This window comes from Cellulomonas sp. KU4C (assembly GCF_056868065.1).
Window position 1 is genome coordinate 1,766,886 of sequence record NZ_CP200322.1, and the last position, 20,392, is coordinate 1,787,277.

The following is a 20,392-nucleotide window of genomic DNA, read 5'->3' on the forward strand; positions in this document are numbered from 1 at the left end:
GTGGTGCGGTGCCCGGCGTCGGCGGCGGACGTGAGGGTGGTGGTGCTGCGCGCCCGGGGGGACGCGTGATCGGTGGGGCGCGGGGCCCGGTGGCTCAGGTGGCCGTGGCGACGAGGTCGCGGTCGTCCGCGACGTCGTCGGTGAGCGCGGGCCCGATGCCGGCGACGGAGTCCGACACCCGCTCGATCACCGCGACCGCCTCGGCGAGGTCCTCGGGCGTCCAGGCGCCGAAGATCCGCGCGGCGCGCTCGTCGAGGGTCCGCTTGGTCGTCGCGGTGAACTGCCGGCCCTGCTCGGTGAGGCGGACGGTGCGGACGCGGCGGTCGGTGCCCGGCGCGTCCGGGGTGGTGCGCTCGGCGTACCCGGCGTCGACGAGCTGGCTGGCCTGGCGGCTGGCCACGGAGATGTCGACGTGCAGGTGCTGCGCCAGGTCCCCGATGCCGAGCGCCCCGCGCTTGTCGAGCAGCCACAGGGTGCTCAGGGCCGCCCGGGGGCAGTCGAGCTCGCGGGCCATCTCGGTCGCGACCTCGCGCTGTACCCGCTGCAGGCGGGCGATCGCGTCGACGAGCGCGCGGTGGGTCAGGGTGCTGGGCACAGGGGGGACCTCTCTTGGTTGCTGCAGGCAAACTATCACAACGGTTGCGTGGGGCAACTTGTTCCCCGCGGCGGCGGTCCTGGGTCGGGCTGCTGCCCCGGGTGGGTCCACCCGGGGCGTGGAGTCACCGCGACGGCGCGAGTCGGCGAGTCGCCCCGGGTGGATCCATACGGCGCGAGCTGCCGCGGGGTGTGGAGTCGAGCTGACGGCGCGCGTCGGCGAGTCGCACCGGGTGGATCCACCCGGGTGGGGTGGGGGGGTGGGCTGGCTGGTGGGGACCGGGTGGGCGGGGCGGGGCCCCGGGGGTGGGGTCAGCGGCCGGCGGCGTAGCCCTGCATGCCGCGGGGGTTGGCGGCGGCGTGCAGGAGGCCGTCGGGGCGGCGGCCCGCGGCGCTGACGCGGCCGAGCGACCACGGGCCGGCGTCGTGGACGGCGTGGCCGCGACGGGTCAGGTGGGCGAGCACGTCCGCGCCGAGCCGCGACTCGACCTCGACTCCCCGCCGGGTGCTGGTGCGCGGGTGGAACGAGGACGGCACCTGCGTCGAGTGCCAGCCGGGCGCGTCGATGGCGGCCTGCAGGTCGAGCCCGCCGATCAGGTGGTGCAGCAGGAATGGGATCGTCCACTGGTCCTGCTGGTCGCCGCCCGGGGTGCCGAACGCGAACCCGCTGCCGTCCGGGCGCAGCACCAGGCCGGGGCTCAGGGTGGTCCGGGGGCGGCGGCCGGGGGCGAGCGACGACGGCAGCCCGGGCTCGAGCCAGAACATCTGCGCGCGCGTCGGCAGGCCGAACCCGAGGCCCGGCACGACGGGCGAGCTCTGCAGCCAGCCGCCGGACGGGGTCGCGGACACGAGGTTGCCCCAGCGGTCGACGACGTCGACGTGGCACGTGTCGCCCCGGGTCTCGCCGCCGGGCCGGACGTCCAGGGCGGGGCCGTCGACCGGCGTCGGCAGAGGCCCAGGCCCGCGGGTGGGCTCACCCGTCCCGACCGCGCCGACCGTACCCGCGTCCTCGAACCGGCCCGGCCACACCGGCGCGCCGTCGGGGCCGGCGGCGGGCGTGCCGAACAGGGCCGCGAGCCGCGGGGTCCGGCCGCCGGGGGAGCCGGGGCGCACGCCGTCGGCGGCCTCGGGCCCGACCAGCCGCGCGCGCTGCGCGGCGTACGCGGGGTCGAGCAGCGCGGCGAGCGGGACGTCGCCGTCCGCGGGGTCGCCGTACCAGGCCTCCCGGTCGGCGAACGCCAGCTCCGTGACCTCCAGCGCGGTGTGCACGAGCTCCGCCGACCCGAGGTCCGCGTCCGCGACGCCCAGCGCGTCGAGCATCTGCAGCTGCTGGAGCAGCACCGGCCCCTGGCCCCAGGCCGCGGTCTTGTGCACCCGCACGCCGGCGAAGTCGACGGCGACGGTCGGCTCCTCGGTGGCGCGCCAGCCGGCGAGGTCGTCGGCGGTGAGCAGCCCGGCGTGCGCGGTGCCGGACGAGTCGAGCACCGGGGTCCGGACGTGCGCGGCCACGGCCTCGGCGACGAACCCCTCGTAGAACGCGCGCCGGGCCGCCTCGATCTGCGCCAGACGGTCGGCGCCCGCGGCCTGCGCCTCGGCCAGCACCCGGGTGTAGGTCGCGGCGAGGTCGGGGTTGGTGAACCGCGCGCCGGCCTCGGGCACGGACCCGCCGGGCAGGTAGACCGCCGCGGAGGTGGGCCAGTGCTCGGCGAACAGCCGCTCGACGGTCCGGATCGTCCGCACCGCCGCGGGCACCAGCGGGTAGCCGTCGCGCGCGTAGCCGATCGCGGGGGACAGGACGTCGGCCAGCGGCAGCGTGCCGTACCGGGCGAGCAGGTCGAGCCACGCCCCGAACGCGCCCGGCACGACCGCCGCGAGGTGCCCGGTGCCGGGGACGACGTCGAGCCCGAGGTCGGTGTACGCCTCGATGGTCGCGCCGGCGGGCGCCGTGCCCTGGCCGTCGACGACGAACGTGCGCCCGTCGGCCGCCCGGTGCCCGATGATCGGCGCGTCGCCCCCGGGGCCGTTCAGGTGCGGCTCGACCACCTGCAGCGTGAACCCCGCGGCGGCGGCCGCGTCGAACGCGTTCCCGCCCGCCTCGAGCACGGACATCCCGACGGCGCTGGCGAGCCAGTGCGTGGAGGCGACCATGCCGTGCGTGCCGACGAGCTCGGGGCGGGTGGTGAACACGGGCGGCTCCTCGCGAGCGGGGGTGGGGGCGGTGCCGTCCACCGTACGTGCCCGACCGCGGTGGTCACCGCCGCGCGGGCACGCCCTCGGCCGCCAGCCGCGCCGCCTCCGCCACGCGTGCCGCCCGGGTCCCGGGGCGCCGCGCGTCGACCAGCCAGCGCAGCACCGCCTTGCGCGCGCCGGGCCGGAACCCGTCCCAGCGGTCCCGTGCGCCGGGGAGGGCGTCGAGGGCCGCCACCAGGTCGTCGGGGAGGACCAGCGCCTCGACGTCGTCGTGCCGCGTCCACGACCCGTCGGCGCGCGCGGCGGCGATCACCGCGGCGCCCGCGGGCTGCATCCGGCCCGCGGCCTCGAGGCGGGCGACCCGCTCCTTGCTGAGCCGGGACCAGACGCTGCCGGGCCGCCGCGGGGTGAACCACAGCAGGGTCACCTCGTCGTCGGGCGCCCAGGCCTGGCCGTCGATCCAGCCGACCGCGAGGGCCTCCTCGACCATCGCCTCGTAGCCGAACGTCGGCCGGCCGGTCGCGGGCTTCCACCGCGCGAGCCACACGCCGGCCGAGGTGCCGTGGTGCTCGGCGAGCCAGTCACGCCACCGCTCGGGCGTCTCCGCGTGGAAGCGGGGCGCGTCCCGGAGCCGGCCGGTCGGCACGGTCGGGCCTCAGTGCCCGCCGGTCGGGGCGGGCAAGCTCGTCGGCCGGGTCGGGTGCCTCGCCGCGGCCGACCCGCGAGTGCCGGTAGGAGTACAGCGCGTAGATGACGATGCCGACGGCCAGCCACGCGGCGAACCGCAGCCAGGTCAGCGTCGTCAGGTTCGACATCAGCCACAGGCAGGCGACGCCGGAGATGATCGGCAGCGCGGGCGACCACGGGACCTTGAAGCCGCGGGTGAGGTCGGGCCGGGTGCGGCGCAGGATCGGGATGCCGAAGCTGACCAGCACGAACGCGGACAGCGTGCCGATGTTGATCATCTCCTCGAGCAGCTCGACCTTCGACAGCCCGGCGATCGCCGCGACGACGATCCCCGCGCCGACCTGCAGGCGGATCGGCGTCTTGTACTTGCGCGAGGTGCGGGAGATGCCGCGGGGCAGCAGGCCGTCGCGGCTCATCGCGAACACGATCCGGGTCAGGCCGAGCAGCAGCACCATGATGACGGAGGTCAGTCCGACGAGGATGCCGATGGAGATGACCTTGCCGGCCCAGTCGGCCCCGACCAGGACGAACGCGGTGGTCAGCGACGGGGACCCGGACGCGGCGAGGTCGGTGTAGGACACCATGCCGGTGACCACGACGGTGACCAGGATGTAGAGCACGGTGACGATGGCGAGACCGCCGAGGATGCCGCGGGGGACCGCACGCTGCGGGTTCTTCGTCTCCTCCGCGGTGGTCGCGACGACGTCGAACCCGATGAACGCGAAGAACACCAGCGCCGCGCCGGACAGCAGGCCCATGACGCCGTAGGTCGACGGGTCGAACCCGGACAGGAACGCGAACAGCGGCTGGTGCAGACCGGACTGGCTCTCCGCGGGCTGCGACGGCGGGATGAACGGCGTGTAGTTCTCGGCGCGGACGTAGAAGAAGCCCGCGACGATGACGAACAACGTGATGCCGACCTTGATGATCGTGAACACGCTGTTGATCCGGGTGCTGAGCTTGGTGCCGATCGCCAGCAGGGTGGTGAACACCCCGACGACGAGCACCGGGCCCCAGTCGAGGTCGACCGGCCCGAGGCTGACGGTGGTCGGGATGTCGACGCCGAACAGGGAGAACGCGTCGCCCAGGTACACGCCCCAGAACTTCGCGATCACGGCGGCCGCGAGCAGCATCTCGAGGATGAGGTCCCAGCCGATGATCCAGGCGACGAACTCCCCGGCGGTCGCGTAGGAGAACGTGTACGCCGACCCGGCGACCGGCAGCGTCGAGGCGAACTCGGCGTAGCACATGATCGCCAGGGCGCAGACGACGGACGCGATGAGGAACGAGACGATGACGCCCGGTCCGGCGTAGTTCGCGGCGGCGGTCGCGCCGACGGAGAAGATGCCCGCGCCGACCGCGACGGCGACGCCGAGGACGGCGAGGTCCCAGGCGGTCAGGTCCCGCTTGAGGGACCGGTCCGGGTCGTCCGTGGTGGCCAGCGAGTCCTCGACGGACTTCCGGCGCAGGATGCTGCGGTTCGTGGTGGCCACCGGGAGGCTCCCTCGGTCGACGGTGCGTGCCGCGTGAGCATGGCGGACCTCGTGCGGCGCTGCACGAGATGGTCCGGCATGTAAGACCCGATCGGGCGACTTGTCAGATACCGCCCGGGAAGCCTGCTGCCGCCACGCCTCGTAGACAGCGGTGGCGGCCGCGTTGGTGAGGTTGAGCGACCGGCGGCCCGGCTGCATGGGGATGCGCAGCTGCTCGGTGACGCGGGGGTGCGCGAGGGCCTCCGGCGGCAGGCCGGTGGGCTCGGGGCCGAACAGCAGCGCGTCGCCGTCCTGGTAGGCGACGTCGGTGAACCGGGTCGTCGTGTGCGTGGTGAACGCGAACACCCGCCCGGGGAGTGCCGCCATCGCGGCGTCGAGGTCCGCGTGCACGACGACGTGCGCGAGGTCGTGGTAGTCGAGGCCGGCGCGCTTGAGGCGGGGCTCGTCCATCACGAACCCCAGCGGCTCCACGAGGTGCAGTGTCGCCCCCGTGGCAGCGGCCAGACGGATGGCGTTGCCGGTGTTGCCGGGGATGCGGGGCTCGAAGAACACGACGTGCAGCACCGGGCGATCCTCTCACCTGCCGGGACGTCGGTGGCGGCGGCTAGCGTGGTCCCGGGTGCTCCCGCCCGCCTACGAGAAGAGGATCGTCGATGCCGACCATGCCCGTTCACCGCGCCGCGGACGACCGGTACGCGTCCATGCCGTACCGCCGCACCGGACGCAGCGGACTCGACCTGCCCGCGCTGTCGCTGGGTCTGTGGCACAACTTCGGCGACACCACGCCGATGGAGACGCAGCGCGCGGTCATCCGGCGGGCGTTCGACCTGGGCATCACGCACTTCGACCTCGCGAACAACTACGGCCCGCCCTACGGCTCGGCCGAGGCGAACTTCGGGCGGCACCTGGCGCAGGACCTCGCTCCCTACCGCGACGAGCTCGTCATCTCCTCCAAGGCCGGCTACGACATGTGGCCCGGGCCGTACGGCGACGGCGGCTCGCGCAAGTACCTGCTCTCCTCGCTCGACCAGTCGCTGACCCGGCTCGGTCTCGACTACGTCGACGTCTTCTACTCGCACCGGCCCGACCCGTCCGTCCCGCTGGAGGAGACGATGGGCGCGCTGCACACCGCCGTGACCAGCGGCAGGGCGCTGTACGCCGGGGTGTCGAACTACTCGCCGTCCCGGACGCGCGAGGCCGCGCGGATCCTCGCCGACCTGGGCACGCCGCTGCTCATCCACCAGCCGTCGTACTCGATGTTCAACCGCCACGTGGAGCGGGTCGCCGAGGGCGAGTCCGAGTCGCTGCTCGACGCCGTGGGCGACCTCGGCGTCGGCATGATCGTGTTCTCCCCGCTGCAGCAGGGGCTGCTCACCGGCCGCTACCTGTCCGGCGAGGTGCCCGCGGGCTCCCGCGCCGCGACCAGCCACTTCCTGTCGGCCGACACCATCGACGAGCCGTACCTGAGCCGGGCCCGGGCCCTGAACGAGGTCGCCGCCGGCCGCGGGCAGTCCCTGGCGCAGCTCGCCCTGTCCTGGGTGCTGCGGGACGACCGCGTGACCTCGGCGATCATCGGCGCGTCCTCGGTCGCCCAGCTGGAGGACAACGTCGCCGCCCTGTCCGCGCCGCCGCTGTCCGCCGACGAGCTCGCGGCCATCGAGCCGCACGCCGTCGACGGCACCGCCCGCCGGTGAGCAGCACCGGGGGCCGTCGGGCGCCGGTGCCGGTCGTCCTGCTGCACGGGCTCACCGACTCGTCCGCCTGCTGGCCCACCGTCCTGCCCCGGTACGCCGCGGCGGGTCGGCGGGTCGTGGCGCTCGACGCCCGCGGGCACGGCGGCACGCCGCTGCCGGACGAGACGTTCTCGATCGGCGCGCTCGCCGCGGACGCCGCCCGCGCGCTGCGGGAGCTCGACCTCGGGCCGGCGCTGGTCGTCGGGCACTCGATGGGCGGGGTGACCGCCGAGGAGCTCGCGCTGGTGGCCCCCGAGCTGGTGGCCGGGCTGGTGCTCGAGGACCCGGCGTGGGTCGGGCCGGACCCGGGCGCCGGGGCGGATCCGGGCGCTGCCGCGGACGCCGTGCACGCGGGCGGTGGCCGCCCCGCGTGGCTCGCCCCGGCGCTCGCCGCGGTCGCCGGGCGGTCGGTCGCCGAGATCGCGGCGGTCGGCCGGCGGGAGAACCCGGGCTGGTCGCCGGAGGAGGTCCTCGGGTGGGCGGACGCGAAGAGCCGCCTCGACCCGCGGCTCGCGGACGTGCCGCACGACTGGACCGGCCGCGACTGGGTGGGTGCGCTCGCGGACGTCCGTGTGCCCGTCACGCTGCTCACCGCGGCGCCGGGCGCGGGTGTCGTGACCCCCGCGCAGGCCGCCCGCGCGGCGGCGGTGCTGGGCGACCGCCTGACCCACGTCCCGGTCCCGTCGGCGGGCCACAACATCCGCCGCGACGCCCCCGGGGCGTACCTGGCGGCCCTCGACGCCGCGGTCGCCCGCGCCTGATCCACCCCGCGGGTCCCGAGGTCGAGGGTTTCGTCACCGTGTGCGGCGTGTCGCCCGGCGTGTCGCGCGAAACCCTCGACCTCGGCTGCCGCGCGCCCGCGGGGAGCGCGGGTCAGCCGAGGACGGCCGCGACCACCAGCAGCGCCGGGACCGCGAGGACCGTCGTCACCAGGCCGGCGTCGCGGGCCAGGGCGGTGCCGTGCCGGTACTGGATCGCGTACACGAGGACGTTCTGCGCGGTCGGCAGGGCCGAGACCACGGCGACCGCGAGCAGCGCGTGGCCCTCGAGGCCCAGCAGCGTGCCGAGCCCGATCGCCAGCGCCGGGTGCACCACCGACCGCAGCACCGCGACCAGCACGACGTCCCCGCGCGGCGCCGACTCGGCCGCCACCCGGGGCGCGGCCAGCGACATCCCGAACGTCAGCAGCGCGAGCGGCGGGGCGGCGGCGCCCAGCATCGACAGCGGCTGGAACACCACGGCCGGCAGCGACCACGGCAGGGCGGCGAGCGCGAGCCCGGTCAGCGTGCCGATGATGACGGGGTTGCGCAGGGTCCGGCGGACGACCGAGCGCACGGCGGCGAACCGGTGCCGGTCGGTCGGGGTGGCGACGTCCGCGCCGCGGGCCCGGCGGTTCCGGGAGTCGAGGACGACCAGCGCGAGCGGGCCGAGCAGGAGCTGCTGGTAGAGCGTCGGCGGCACGACGCTGACGACGCTGCCCAGCAGGTACGCGGTCAGCGGGATCCCGATGTTCCCGGCGTTGACGTACGACGACGCGAGCACGCCCACGACGACGTCGCCCGCGGACCGGCGGCGCACCACCCCCAGCACCAGGGCCGCGACCAGCGCGACGACCGTGGTGCTCGCGAACGTCACCAGGGCGGACCGGGACACCAGGAGGTGCAGGTCGGCGTGCGCGATCGTGTCGACCAGCAGGGCGGGGGTCGCGACCGTGAACGCCGTGGCGGCGAGCACCCGCTGCGCGCCGTCGCCGAGCGCGCCCGTCCGGCCGACGAACCAGCCCACCCCGACGATGACGGCGATCGTGCCGAGCGCGGACAGGACGGCGAGCATCAGGCGCCGGTGCCGCCGTCCTGCGCGAACAGGCCCGACGCGGCGGCCGCGGCGGCGGTCTCCTCGGCGGTCGGCGGCTCGCGCCCCTCGACGGTGGCGATGACGCCCGGGCCGTAGCGGTCGAGCTTCGCCTGGCCGACCCCGCCGATCTGCGCGAGCGCGGTGACGTCGGTCGGGCGAGCCGTCGCGATGTCGCGCAGCGTGGCGTCGTGGAACACCACGTACGCGGGCACGCCCTGCTCCTTGGCGGTCGCGGCACGCCAGGCGCGCAGCCGCTGGAACAGCGCGGCGGCGTCGTCGCCGAGCTCGACCTCGGGGGCCGCGGCGGCCCGGCTGCGACCCCCGCCGCCGGAGCGGGACGACCGCCCGGCGGGCTTCGCGTCGTGCCGCAGCGGGACGGGCCGGTCGCCGCGCAGCACCTCGGCGCTCGCCTCGGTGAGCCGCAGCGTCCCGTAGCCGTCGCCGTCCACGCCGAGCAGCCCCTGCGCGAGCACCTGGCGGACCACGCCGCGCCACTGCGTGTCGGACAGCTCGGCGCCCAGGCCGAACGTCGACAGGGCGGTGTGCCCGAGCTGCTCGATCCGCGGGGTGCGCTTGCCGACCAGGATGTCGACCAGGTGCCCGGCGCCGTAGTGCTGGTTCCGCTCGCGCTCCAGCCGGACGACCGTGGACAGCAGCTTCTGCGCGGGGACGGTGCCGTCCCAGGTCTCGGGCGGCGACAGGCAGGTGTCGCAGTTCCCGCACGGCCCGGTCTCCTGACCGAAGTACGCGAGCAGCTGCACCCGGCGGCAGGTGACGGTCTCGCAGAGCGCGAGCATCGCGTCGAGGTGCTGCGAGAGCCGGCGCTTGTGCGTCGCGTCGCCCTCGGACGTGTCGATCATGCGGCGCTGCTGGACGACGTCCTGCAACCCGTACGCGAGCCAGGCCGTCGACGGCTGCCCGTCGCGCCCGGCACGGCCCGTCTCCTGGTAGTAGCCCTCGACGGACTTCGGCAGGTCGAGGTGCGCGACGAACCGCACGTCCGGCTTGTCGATGCCCATGCCGAACGCGATGGTCGCGACCATGACCAGGCCGTCCTCGCGCAGGAACCGCGACTGGTTGCGCGCGCGCACCTGCCGGTCCAGGCCTGCGTGGTACGGCAGCGCGGGCACCCCGTTGGTGGACAGGAAGTCCGCGGTCTGCTCGACCGAGTTCCGGGACAGGCAGTAGACGATGCCGGCGTCGCCCGCGTGCTCGGTGCGCAGCAGGTCCAGGAGCTGCTGGCGCGGGCTGGCCTTCGGGACGATCCGGTACTGGATGTTCGGCCGGTCGAACGACGCGACGAACTGCCGCGCGTCGGTGAGCTCCAGCCGCTCGGCGATCTCGGTGCGCGTCGCGGCCGTCGCGGTGGCGGTGAGCGCGAGCCGCGGGACGCCCGGCCAGCGCTCGTGCAGCACGGACAGCTGCAGGTAGTCGGGCCGGAAGTCGTGGCCCCACTGGGACACGCAGTGCGCCTCGTCGATCGCGAACAGGCTGATCGCGGCGCGGTCGAGCAGCGCGAGCGTCTCCGGCACCCGCAGCCGCTCCGGGGCGAGGTAGAGCAGGTCGAGCTCCCCGTCGAGGAGCGCCTGCTCGACCGCGCGCCGCTGGCCGAGGTCCTGCGTGGAGTTGAGGAACCCGGCGCGCACGCCCAGCGCGGACAGGGCGTCGACCTGGTCCTGCATGAGCGCGATCAGCGGCGAGACGACCACGCCGGTGCCGGGGCGCACGAGCGCGGGCACCTGGTAGCAGAGCGACTTGCCGCCGCCGGTGGGCATGAGCACGAGGGCGTCGTCGCCGCGGACGACGGTGTCGATGATCTCGGCCTGCTCGCCTCGGAACGCGTCGTAGCCCCAGACCTCGCGGAGCACGTCGGCGGGGGAGCGGCCGGTGGTGGTGTCGTGCGCCGGGCGGGCGACGGGGCGTGCGACCGCCGGGTCGCCGTGGGCTGCGGCGTCGCGGGCGTCCCCGGGTGCGCTGCTGGTCCGGGCGGGCGACGCGACCGACGAGCGGGCGGCACGGCGCGCCGGCTCGGGCTCGTACGGCGGCTCCTCGGACGGGTCGTACGGGGGCTCGGCCGGCGGCTCGTCCGGGAAGGGCCACTCGTCGTCCCATGCCTGCGTCACGCCGTCCACCCTAGTGGCGGTGGGGGGACCGGCCGCCCTCGTCCACAGGCCCGACCGCGGGCACCCGAGCACCCACCGGTCGTCCTCGGGCGGGGGTTGGCACGGCCCGCGTCGCGGCGTACGGTGCCACCGGGCAACCGGCCGACGGCGGCCCGGCACCGCACGACGCGAGGAGGTGGACGCATGGACGACAGCGCGAGCAGTCGGCATCCGTCGACGCCCGTCGTGCCGCGCACGCAGGCCTGAGCCGCCCCGCACCGGGGCGAGCCCGCCCGCGTGCGTCGCAGGGCCGGCGTCGTCGGAGCACCGGCGTCGCCCACGGGCGGCGCACCCGGTCCCCGCGCGCGTCCCCGCGCCGAGGGCCTCCGCCCGGGCCGAGCCCGGGATCCGCCACGGCCCCGCCGTGACGTCCGTCCGCCCCGCGACCTCCCGACCGTGCCGCGCCGCCCTCGGCGCGCCCGCCCGTGCCCCGCACGCGACGAGCGCGCCGCCGACGGTGCCGCACCGGTGCGGGGAGCGCCCGGCGGAGCACCGCCGCCCCGGCGCGCCCTCGTGCGCTCCGGGGCCCGGCGGTGTGGGCGTCCGCGCGCGGCCCCGCCCCGCCTAGGAGTGCGACATGACCCCCACCACCACCCGCACCAGCCGCCGCCCCGACGCGACGCTCCCGATCGACCTGCACGACGTGGTCGCGATGGGCACCCGCCGGGCCCTCGAGGTCTGGCTCGCGTCGACCCCGGGGCCGCGCGCCCGCGCCGACGAGCTCGCGGACCTGTCCGACGCGCAGGTCCGGACCCTCGTCGGGCTGCTCGACCCCACCAGCGCCGCGGACCTGCTCGGCTCGCTCGACGCGCACGCCGTCGCCGAGGTCGTGCACGTCGTCCCGCCGACGGTGGCCGCCGGCCTCGTCGACGCGCTCGACCCGGACGAGGCCGCGGCGCTGCTGCGGGTGCTCCCGGACGCCGAGCGCGCGTCCGTGCTCGCGGCGCTGCCGGTGGTCCGGTCGGCCGTCGTCCGCGGGCTGCTCGCGTGGCCGGCGGAGTCCGCGGCCGCCCGGATGAACCCCGACGTCGTCACCGTCCGGCCCGCCATGACCGTCCGCGAGGCGGTCGACGCCCTGCGCGCGCAGCCCGCGTCCACGGCGGAGGCGGGCGAGGTCTACGTGACCGGCGACCCGGTCGCCGGGGACGGGGTCGCCCTGCTCGGTGTCGTGACGTTCCGCGACCTGGTGCTCGCCGAGCCGGGTGCCCGCGTCGCGGACCTGATGCGCGAGGACGTCGTGACCGTCGCGCCCGAGGCGGACCGGGAGGTCGCGGCCCGGCTGCTGCAGGACCACCAGCTCGCCGCGCTGCCGGTGGTGGACGACGGCCGCCTGGTCGGTGTCCTCACCGGGGACGACGTCGCGGACATCCTCGAGCGGGAGGCCACCGAGGACGCGGTGCGCCAGGGCGGCGCGGAGCCGCTCGACGTGCCCTACCTGCGGGCGACGCCGCTGATGCTCTGGCGCAAGCGGATCGTCTGGATGCTGGTGCTGTTCGTGGCGGAGATGTACACCGGCACCGTGCTGCGGTCGTTCGAGGACGAGCTGGAGACGGTCATCGCGCTCACGTTCTTCATCCCGCTGCTGATCGGCACCGGCGGGAACGCGGGGACCCAGATCACCACCACCGTGATCCGGGCGATGGCCGTCGGCGAGGTGCGGCTGCGGGACCTCGGGCGCGTCGTCCGCAAGGAGGTCGGCACCGGCCTGCTCGTGGCGGTGACGATCGCCGCGCTCGGCTGGGTGCGGGCGTGGATGCTCGGCGTGGGGCCCGAGGTGTCGCTGACCGTCGCGGTCACCGCGGCCGCGGTGATCGTGTGGGCGTCGCTCGTCGCGTCCGTGCTGCCCCTGCTGCTCCGCGCGGTGCGGGTCGACCCGGCCGTGGTGTCGGGGCCGATGATCACCACGCTGGTCGACGGGACCGGGCTGATCATCTACTTCGAGGTCGCCCGGCTGCTCATCTCGTCGATCGGCGGCTGACCGGCGCGCCGTAGGGTGGGCGCCGTGGTGGACGAGCAGGCCGACGGCGCGACGACGGCGGGGTCCCCGGTCGAGAGCGTCGACCGGGCCCTGCGCGCGCTCGACGTCGTCGCGGGCGCCGGTCCGGCGGGTATCGCGCTCGTCGACCTGGCCGCCGCGCTCGGGGTGCACAAGACGACCGTGCACCGGTCGCTCGCCGCGCTGCGGCACCGTGACTACGTCGCGCAGGACCCGCTGACCGGACGCTACGGGCTCGGCCCGGCGGCCGTCGGGCTCGCCGACCGGTACTTCGCCGAGGACGACCTGCCCGCCCGCCTGCACGGTGCGCTGACCGCGCTGTGCGCCGCCACCGACGAGCTCGTGCACCTCGGGGTCCTCAGCGGCGTGCAGGTGGTGTACCTCGACAAGGTCGAGCCCGAGCGTCCGGTCCGCGTGTGGTCCGCCGTGGGCCGGCGCAACTGGGCGGCGACGACGGCGCTCGGGCGCGCGATGCTGGCGTTCCGGGACACCCCGGCGTCCGCGCTCGACGGGTACGTGGACGCCGTCGAGCCCGCCGGCCGGGTGGATGTCGCGCACCTGGCCGACGAGCTCGCCCGCGCCCGCGACCGCGGGTACGCCGTGGAGCTGCAGGAGAACGAGCCGGGCATCGCCTGCCTCGCCGTCCCGGTGCTCCGCGGCAGCCGGCCGGTGGCGGCGCTCAGCATCACCGCGCCCGCCGACCGGATGACCCCCGCGCGCATGGCCGACCTGCACGGCCGGGTCCGCGCGGTCGTGCCCCCGCTGCTCCCCGCCGGCCTGGCGCTGCCCCCGGCCTGACGCCACCCCGGGTCACCGGCGCGCGGGCGTCCGCCGCCGAGGGAGGACCGGCGCGTCGACTTCCGGCGCCGAGGTAGGACCGGCGCGTCGACTTCCGACGCCGAGGTAGGACCGGCGCGTCGACTTCCGACGCCGAGGTAGGGCCGGCGCGTCGAGACAGGGCGCCCGGCGGACCTACCTCGTGCGAACGGACCGATCTCGGCGCCCGCCGGTCGGATCCGGCGCCCGCCGGCCGCTCGGCGAACCCGGGCGGCCCGGCGAGTCCGGCGTTGCCGCGGGAGGTCGCCGTGTGCCACGATGCGTTGCGGAGAGCGCAGCGCGCGTTGCGCCTAGCGAAACGAAGGAGTTCCGATGTCCGAGGTGCTGGAGCAGCTGGCGGCCCACCGGATCGTGCCGGTGGTGGTCCTGGACGAGGTCGCGGACGCCGGCCCGCTGGCCGAGGCGCTGGTCACCGGGGGTCTGCCCGTCGCGGAGATCACGTTCCGCACGGCCGCCGCGGCCGACGCGATCCGGGTCATGGCCGACCGCGGCGACGTCCTCGTGGGCGCGGGCACCGTGGTCAGTGCCGACCAGGTCGACCGGGCCGTGGCCGCCGGCGCCCGGTACGTGGTGTCCCCGGGGACGTCGCGCGCGGTGGTCGAGCGCGCCCAGGAGCACGGCGTCCCCGTGCTGCCCGGCGCGGTGACGGCCACGGAGGTGCAGGCCGCGCTCGAGCTCGGGCTCGGCACCGTGAAGTTCTTCCCGGCCGGCACGTCCGGCGGCCCCGCGGCGATCGCGGCGCTGGTGGCCCCGTTCGGAGCGGTGCGGTTCGTGCCGACCGGCGGTGTCGGCCCGGCGGACCTCGACCAGTACCTCGCGCTGCCGTGCGTCGCCGCGGTCGGTGGCTCGTGGATGGTGCCCCGCGACCGGGTCCGCGCCGGCGACCTCGCGGGCGTGCGGGCCCTGGTGGCCGAGGCCGTCGCGCTCGCCGCGAGCCTGCGTCCGCTCGTCCACGCCTGACCCGGCCGTCCGCCGCAGCCCCGGCCCGCACCCCGACCCGACACCGCCCCGACACCGCCGTCCCGAGGAGGACCCCGTGACCCTGCAGATCCGCCCCGCCGCCGACACCCGCTACGACGCCGTCTCCCTCGGCGAGGTGATGCTGCGCCTGGACCCGGGGGAGGGCCGGATCCGCACCGCCCGCCAGTTCCGCGCCTGGGAGGGCGGCGGTGAGTACAACGTCGCGCGCGGGCTGCGCCGGGCGTTCGGGCTGCGCACCGCGGTCGTGACGGCGCTCGCGGACAACGAGGTCGGCCGGCTGGTCGAGGACCTGGTGCTCCAGGGCGGCGTCGACACGTCGTACATCCGGTGGGTGCCGTACGACGGCATCGGCCGGGGGGTGCGCAACGGGCTGAACTTCACCGAGCGCGGGTTCGGGGTGCGCGGCGCGGTCGGGGTGTCGGACCGCGGGCTGACCGCGGCGAGCCAGATGGCGCCCGGCGACGTCGACTGGGACCACCTGTTCGGCGAGCTGGGTGTGCGGTGGCTGCACACCGGCGGCATCTACGCGGCGCTGTCGGAGTCGACCGCGGAGGTGGTGGTCGAGGCGGTCACCGCGGCGAAGCGGCACGGGACCGTGGTCTCGTACGACCTCAACTACCGGCCGAGCCTGTGGAAGGCGATCGGCGGCCAGGCCCGCGCGCAGGAGGTCAACCGCGAGATCGCCGGTCTGGTCGACGTGATGATCGGCAACGAGGAGGACTTCACCGCCTCGCTCGGGTTCGCCGTCGAGGGCGTGGACGAGCACATCTCCGCGATCGAGGTCGACTCGTTCGCCGCGATGATCGACCGGGTCGCGGCGGCGTACCCGAACTTCCAGGTGATCGCGACGACGCTGCGTACCGTGCGGTCGGCGACGGTCAACGACTGGGGCGCGCTCGCGTGGTCGCGGGAGTCGGGCCTGGTGCAGGCGACGCACCGTCCGGGGCTGGAGATCCTCGACCGGGTCGGGGGTGGGGACTCGTTCGCGTCGGGCCTGGTCTACGGCCTGCTGGAGGGCGAGCCGCTGGCGACGGCCGTCGAGTACGGCGCCGCGCACGGTGCGCTGGCGATGACCACCCCCGGCGACACGACGATGGCGTCGAAGGCCGAGGTGCTCAAGCTGGCCGGCGGCGGGGGAGCGCGCGTCGACCGCTGAGGACGTCCGCCGCGCCCGACGGTCCCGCTCCTCCACGCCCGACGGCCCCGCTGCTCCACGCCCGACGGCCCCGCCCCCACGCAGGAGGGACGGGGCCGTCGGCCGTGCTGGTGCGGTGCGGCGTCAGCGCACGTCGTCGTCGACCCAGTCGAGGGTCTTCGTGACGGCCTTCTTCCACAGCCGGTACTGGCGGTCGCGCTCGTCGGACTCGAGGTTCGGCGTCCAGCGCTTGTCCTCGGCCCAGTTGTCGATGACGTCCTGCTCGCCCTCCCAGAACCCGACGGCGATGCCCGCGGCGTACGCGGCACCGAGGGCGGTGGTCTCGGCGACCTTCGGGCGGATGACGGGCACGTCGAGGATGTCGGCCTGGAACTGCATGAGCAGGTTGTTGGCGGTCATGCCGCCGTCGACCTTGAGCTCGGTGAGGTCCACGCCGGAGTCCGCGTTCATCGCGTCGAGCACCTCGCGGGTCTGGAAGGCCGTGGCCTCCAGCGCCGCGCGGGCGATGTGGTTGCGGTTCACGTACCGGGTGAGGCCGACCAGCGCGCCGCGGGCGTCGGAGCGCCAGTGCGGGGCGAACAGGCCGGAGAACGCCGGCACGAAGTACGCGCCGCCGTTGTCGTCGACCTTGTTGGCCAGGTACTCGATGTCCGGCGAGTCGGTGAACATGCCGAGGTTGTCGCGCAGCCACTGCACGAGCGAGCCGGTGACGGCGATCGAGCCCTCGAGCGCGTAGACCTGCGGCTTGTCGCCGATCTTGTACGCGACGGTGGTGAGCAGGCCGTTCTTGGACTGCACGGGCTCGGTGCCGGTGTTCAGCAGCATGAAGTTGCCGGTGCCGTAGGTGTTCTTCGCGGTGCCGACCTCGAAGCACGCCTGGCCGAACGTGGCGGCCTGCTGGTCGCCGAGGATGCCGGCGATCGGCACGCCGGGGACGAACCCGCCCTTGCGCCCGTGGCCGTAGACCTCGGACGAGGACCGGATCTCGGGGAGCATCGACAGCGGCACGCCCATCTCCGCCGCGATCTCCTCGTTCCAGGTGAGCGAGTCGACGTTCATCAGCATCGTGCGCGACGCGTTGGTGACGTCGGTGACGTGGATGCCGCCGTCGACGCCGCCGGTCATGTTCCACAGCACCCAGGAGTCGGTGTTGCCGAACGCGAGCTCGCCGCGCTCCGCCTTCTCGCGCGCGCCCTCGACGTTGTCGAGGATCCAGCGCACCTTCGGGCCGGAGAAGTACGTGGCGAGCGGGAGGCCGACGCGCTCCTTGTAGCGCTCCGCGCCGCCGCCGAGCGCCGCGAGGTCGTCGCAGATCTTCTGGGTGCGGGTGTCCTGCCAGACGATCGCGTTGTAGACGGGCTGGCCGGTCGTCCGGTCCCAGACCACGGCGGTCTCGCGCTGGTTGGTGATGCCGACCGCGGCGATGTCGGCGTAGGTCTTGTTGGCGCGCGACAGGGCGACGCTGACGACCTCGCGGGTGTTCGTCCAGATCTCGTTCGGGTCGTGCTCGACCCAGCCCGCCTTCGGGAAGATCTGCTGGTGCTCGGTCTGACCGACGGAGACGATCTGGCCGCCGTGGTCGAAGATGATCGCGCGGGTCGAGGTCGTGCCCTGGTCGATGGCCAGGACGTACTGCTCGGACATGTGTCTTCCTTCGCGTCGAGGTGGCCCACGTCGGGTGTGGGCGCGGCACCGCGGGGGCGGCGCTGCCGGGAGCGGTGCGGCACGGGGCCGCGGGGTGCGGCGACCGGGGCCGCCGCGGGTGACGGCCTGCGCCGTCGGGGGTGACGGCTCGCGCCGCCGGGAGTGCCGGCCCGCCCGACCCCGCAGGGGTGGGGACGGGCGGACCGTGCGTCAGGGGGTCAGGCGACCCAGGACAGCGACATCGCGACGAAGCCGCCGAGCACCCCGCCGACGACGGGACCGAGCACCGGCACCCACGCGTACGACCAGTCGGACGAGCCCTTGCCCTTGATCGGCAGCAGCGCGTGGGCGATGCGGGGGCCGAGGTCACGGGCGGGGTTGATGGCGTAGCCGGTGGGGCCACCGAGGCTCGCGCCGATCGCGACCACGACGAGCGCGACGCCCAGCGGGCCGATCTCGGCGGGGGTGTTCCCGCTGATCGCGACCCAGAACACCAGCACGAAGGTCGCGACGACCTCGGTGACGAAGTTCCAGCCCTTCGAGCGCAGCTCCGGTCCGGTGGAGAACACCGCGAGCTTGATGCCGGGGTCGGCGTCCTCGTCGAAGTGCTTCTTGTAGACCAGGTAGGCCAGCGCCGCACCGACGGCCGCGCCGGCGAACTGCGCCGCGATGTACATGAACCCGTTGGCGGCGTTGACCTCGATGCCGGGGGCGAACTCGTCCTTGCCGGCGGCCCACAGGCCCAGCGTCACCGCGGGGTTGAGGTGCGCGCCGGACTGGAACGCCACGTACACACCGGTGAAGACCGCGAGGCCCCACCCGAAGTTGATGAGGAGCCAGCCGCCGCCGAACCCCTTCGTCTTCGGCAGGATCACGTTGGCGACCACGCCTGCACCCAGGAGGAGCAGGATCGCGGTGCCGAGGAACTCGGAGATGGCTGCATCACCGATCGAGATGGACTCCACGGTCGACCTCTTTCTTGACGGACGTCGTTGTCTCGCAGGGATCCGGCGGGTCGATCTGCGGCCTGCCGGAGTGCGGCCGGGGGACCGCGTCTACTTCAGGTACTGCTGATCATGTCCCTGCCGGGCCTGCGCTGGCAGGGGTCTGGGTCGACGAACCGGGCTTGGTCCCGGGCCGCACGGGGGTGGTGTGCAGGTCGACCAGCGGGGCGAGGTCCTCGGCGACGTCGCGCGCGGCCTGCGCGGCGGCGTCGTCGGGCTGCTGCGCCGCGGCGTTCTCGGCGTCCGCGCGCTGCCGGTAGGCGTCGATCTCGCGGGCGCGGGTCGCGTCGTCCCAGCCGAGGCGGGGGGCGACGAGGTCGGCGATCTCCTCGAGGGCGCCGACGCCCTTGTCCACCTGCTCGTAGTTAAGCCGGGTGCGGTGCATGAGGATGTCGTCGAGGTGCAGGGCGCCCTCGTGGGTCACCGCGTAGACGGCCTCGGCGCCGATGTAGGCGGGCGCGTGCGTCAGCGGCTCGCCGAGGCGCGGGTCCTCGTCGACCATCTCGAGCAGCTCGCCGAGCAGGGAGCCGTACCGGTGCAGCAGGTGGTCCATCCGCCCGCGGTCCCAGCCGTAGCGGCCGCCGATGTCGCGGGACTGGCGCTGCAGGACCTCGAGGCCCTCGGCGCCGACCAGCGGGATCTTGTGCGTGATGGACGGCAGCGTGGTGGCGCGGGAGCCGATCGCGAAGTCGACGGCGTCCTTGGCCATCACCCGGTAGGTGGTGAGCTTGCCGCCGGCGATCACCGTCAGGCCCGGGGTGGGGGAGGCGACGGTGTGCTCGCGCGACACCTTGGCGGACGACGTGCCCTCCTTGGTGCCGGGCTGGAGCAGCGGCCGCAGGCCGGCCCAGGTGCCGATGACGTCCTCGCGGGTGATCGGCCGGGACAGCACCGCGTTCGCGTGGTCGATGACGTAGTCGATGTCCTCGCTGGTCGCCACGGGGTGCGTGAGGTCCTGCTCGTACGGGGTGTCGGTGGTGCCGATCACCCAGTAGCGCGACCACGGGATGACGAACAGCACGGACTTCTCGGTCTGCAGGATCAGACCGACGTTGCCGGCGATCCGGTCCCGGGGGACGACGATGTGGATGCCCTTGGACGCCAGCACGCGCAGGCCGCCCTCGGTGCCGGCGAGCGACTCGGTCTGCTCGGTCCACACGCCGGTGGCGTTGATGACGTGCCGGGCGCGGACGGTGAACCGCTCGCCGGTCTCGAGGTCCTGCAGCTCGGCGCCGGTGACGGCCCCGCCGGAGGTGGTCGTCAGGCCGACGACCTGGGTGCGGGACGCGGCGTGCGCGCCGTACGAGGCGGCGGTGCGGACCAGCGTGGACACCAGGCGGGCGTCGTCGACGTTGGCGTCCCAGTACTGGATGGCGCCGACGGCGGCGTCGTGCCGCAGGTCGGGGAACTTGCGCTCGAGGCCCTTGCGGGTGACGTGCTGGTGCAGCGGCATGGCGCGCTTGCGGCCGCCGACGCTCGCGAGGGTGTCGTACAGGGCGATGCCGGCGCCGACGTACGCGCGCTCCCAGACCCGGTTCTCCAGCGGGTAGAGGAACGGCACGGGCTTGACGAGGTGCGGGGCGAGGTCGCTGATGAGCAGGTCGCGCTCGGTCAGCGCCTCGCGGACCAGGTGGAAGTCGAGCATCTGCAGGTAGCGCAGCCCGCCGTGCACGAGCTTGCTGGACCGGCTGGACGTGCCGGACGCCCAGTCCTGCGCGTCGATGATCGCCGTCGACAGCCCGCGGGTCACGGAGTCGAGCGCGATGCCCGCACCGGTGACGCCGCCGCCGATGACCAGGACGTCGAGCTCCGGCCCGCCCTCCGTGGTCGCTCGCAGGGTCGCCAGCGCGTCGTCACGCAGTCGGGGGGTCAGTGCTGCGGTCCTCATGTCCCACTCCATCGCGGTGTCGCCGTGCTCGGCCGCCGGTCGCCGAGTCGCGGGGGACGAGTCGCCCGCAGACCGGGACCTCGGTCCTGTCTGTCCGCTATCGTCACCACAGACGAACAGACGCGCAACCGCAGTGCACGAATGTGCAGGACCGAGGTCCCAGGGATGGGACG

General features: G+C 75.0%; 15 protein-coding genes and 1 pseudogene. 6 read left to right on the forward strand and 10 right to left on the reverse strand.

The window, feature by feature from the left end:
- Positions 1–94 precede the first annotated feature (94 nt).
- The 5 genes and pseudogenes from AC1VL8_RS08490 to AC1VL8_RS08510 all read right to left on the reverse strand — a co-directional run.
- The gene (locus AC1VL8_RS08490) at positions 95–595 is read right to left on the reverse strand and encodes a MarR family winged helix-turn-helix transcriptional regulator (RefSeq protein WP_483074878.1); all 501 of its coding nucleotides are present in this window, start codon (positions 593–595) and stop codon (positions 95–97) included.
- A gap of 311 nt (positions 596–906) precedes the next feature.
- On the reverse strand, positions 907–2,742 hold the full coding sequence (locus tag AC1VL8_RS08495) for a gamma-glutamyltransferase family protein (protein WP_483076211.1): 1,836 nt from the start codon (positions 2,740–2,742) through the stop codon (positions 907–909).
- A gap of 103 nt (positions 2,743–2,845) precedes the next feature.
- Positions 2,846–3,430, reverse strand: coding sequence for a YdeI/OmpD-associated family protein (locus tag AC1VL8_RS08500; RefSeq protein ID WP_483074879.1), 585 nt, complete (start codon positions 3,428–3,430; stop codon positions 2,846–2,848).
- Complete coding sequence (locus AC1VL8_RS08505; protein ID WP_483076212.1) at positions 3,366–4,964, reverse strand: APC family permease; 1,599 nt, start codon at positions 4,962–4,964, stop codon at positions 3,366–3,368. Before AC1VL8_RS08505 ends, AC1VL8_RS08500 begins: the two co-directional genes overlap by 65 nt.
- Positions 4,965–5,117: 153 nt before the next feature.
- Positions 5,118–5,528, reverse strand: a pseudogene (locus AC1VL8_RS08510) (tRNA (cytidine(34)-2'-O)-methyltransferase); the annotation flags it as partial.
- An 89-nt stretch (positions 5,529–5,617) separates the two neighbouring features.
- Between AC1VL8_RS08510 and mgrA the strand changes: the two are divergent.
- Together mgrA and AC1VL8_RS08520 are read left to right on the forward strand one after the other, a co-directional pair.
- Positions 5,618–6,658 carry an L-glyceraldehyde 3-phosphate reductase gene (gene mgrA, locus AC1VL8_RS08515; protein WP_483074880.1) on the forward strand — a complete coding sequence of 347 codons (1,041 nt, stop codon included), beginning with the start codon at positions 5,618–5,620 and terminating at the stop codon, positions 6,656–6,658.
- Positions 6,655–7,458: an alpha/beta hydrolase gene (locus tag AC1VL8_RS08520; RefSeq protein ID WP_483074881.1), complete on the forward strand. Its 804-nt coding sequence runs from the start codon at positions 6,655–6,657 to the stop codon at positions 7,456–7,458. The genes mgrA and AC1VL8_RS08520 overlap by 4 nt, the downstream gene beginning before the upstream one ends.
- A 112-nt stretch (positions 7,459–7,570) precedes the next feature.
- Here AC1VL8_RS08520 and AC1VL8_RS08525 read toward each other — a convergent pair whose 3' ends face one another.
- Both AC1VL8_RS08525 and recQ read right to left on the reverse strand, forming a co-directional pair.
- Entirely contained in the window at positions 7,571–8,530 is a 960-nt protein-coding gene (locus AC1VL8_RS08525; RefSeq protein WP_483074882.1) for an AEC family transporter, read from the reverse strand.
- A complete protein-coding gene (gene recQ / locus AC1VL8_RS08530) occupies positions 8,530–10,683 on the reverse strand; it encodes a DNA helicase RecQ (RefSeq protein ID WP_483074883.1) in 2,154 nt (717 codons plus the stop codon). Before recQ ends, AC1VL8_RS08525 begins: the two co-directional genes overlap by 1 nt.
- A gap of 607 nt (positions 10,684–11,290) precedes the next feature.
- Between recQ and mgtE the strand changes: the two genes are divergently transcribed.
- The 4 genes from mgtE to AC1VL8_RS08550 all read left to right on the forward strand — a co-directional run bounded on the left by mgtE (position 11,291) and on the right by AC1VL8_RS08550 (position 15,683).
- Positions 11,291–12,691, forward strand: a complete 1,401-nt coding sequence (mgtE, locus tag AC1VL8_RS08535) for a magnesium transporter (RefSeq protein ID WP_483074884.1) — start codon at positions 11,291–11,293, stop codon at positions 12,689–12,691.
- A gap of 24 nt (positions 12,692–12,715) precedes the next feature.
- On the forward strand, positions 12,716–13,507 hold the full coding sequence (locus tag AC1VL8_RS08540) for an IclR family transcriptional regulator (protein ID WP_483074885.1): 792 nt from the start codon (positions 12,716–12,718) through the stop codon (positions 13,505–13,507).
- A 351-nt stretch (positions 13,508–13,858) separates the two neighbouring features.
- Entirely contained in the window at positions 13,859–14,506 is a 648-nt protein-coding gene (eda, locus tag AC1VL8_RS08545) for a bifunctional 4-hydroxy-2-oxoglutarate aldolase/2-dehydro-3-deoxy-phosphogluconate aldolase (RefSeq protein ID WP_483074886.1), read from the forward strand.
- Between the two features lie 76 nt (positions 14,507–14,582).
- Positions 14,583–15,683 (forward strand): sugar kinase, encoded by a 1,101-nt coding sequence (locus tag AC1VL8_RS08550; protein WP_483074887.1) that lies wholly within the window; start codon positions 14,583–14,585, stop codon positions 15,681–15,683.
- Between the two features lie 123 nt (positions 15,684–15,806).
- Here the strand turns inward: AC1VL8_RS08550 and glpK are convergent, their stop codons facing one another.
- The 3 genes from glpK to AC1VL8_RS08565 all read right to left on the reverse strand — a co-directional run bounded on the left by glpK (position 15,807) and on the right by AC1VL8_RS08565 (position 20,219).
- On the reverse strand, positions 15,807–17,327 hold the full coding sequence (gene glpK / locus AC1VL8_RS08555; protein ID WP_389225705.1) for a glycerol kinase GlpK: 1,521 nt from the start codon (positions 17,325–17,327) through the stop codon (positions 15,807–15,809).
- A 218-nt stretch (positions 17,328–17,545) separates the two neighbouring features.
- Positions 17,546–18,292, reverse strand: coding sequence for an MIP/aquaporin family protein (locus AC1VL8_RS08560; protein ID WP_483074888.1), 747 nt, complete (start codon positions 18,290–18,292; stop codon positions 17,546–17,548).
- 109 nt (positions 18,293–18,401) lie between these two features.
- Positions 18,402–20,219 (reverse strand): glycerol-3-phosphate dehydrogenase/oxidase, encoded by a 1,818-nt coding sequence (locus tag AC1VL8_RS08565; protein ID WP_483074889.1) that lies wholly within the window; start codon positions 20,217–20,219, stop codon positions 18,402–18,404.
- Between the last annotated feature and the right edge of the window lie 173 nt (positions 20,220–20,392).

Bases quoted from the DNA above. Each gene is read 5' to 3' on its own strand.
- AC1VL8_RS08525 (WP_483074882.1), bottom strand. From the start codon at position 8,530: ATGCTCGCCGTCCTGTCCGCGCTCGGCACGATCGCCGTCATCGTCGGG.
- AC1VL8_RS08565 (WP_483074889.1), bottom strand. From the start codon at position 20,219: ATGAGGACCGCAGCACTGACCCCCCGACTGCGTGACGACGCGCTGGCG.
- eda (WP_483074886.1), top strand. From the start codon at position 13,859: ATGTCCGAGGTGCTGGAGCAGCTGGCGGCCCACCGGATCGTGCCGGTG.
- mgrA (WP_483074880.1), top strand. From the start codon at position 5,618: ATGCCGACCATGCCCGTTCACCGCGCCGCGGACGACCGGTACGCGTCC.
- AC1VL8_RS08495 (WP_483076211.1), bottom strand. From the start codon at position 2,742: ATGGTCGCCTCCACGCACTGGCTCGCCAGCGCCGTCGGGATGTCCGTG.
- glpK (WP_389225705.1), bottom strand. From the start codon at position 17,327: ATGTCCGAGCAGTACGTCCTGGCCATCGACCAGGGCACGACCTCGACC.
- mgtE (WP_483074884.1), top strand. From the start codon at position 11,291: ATGACCCCCACCACCACCCGCACCAGCCGCCGCCCCGACGCGACGCTC.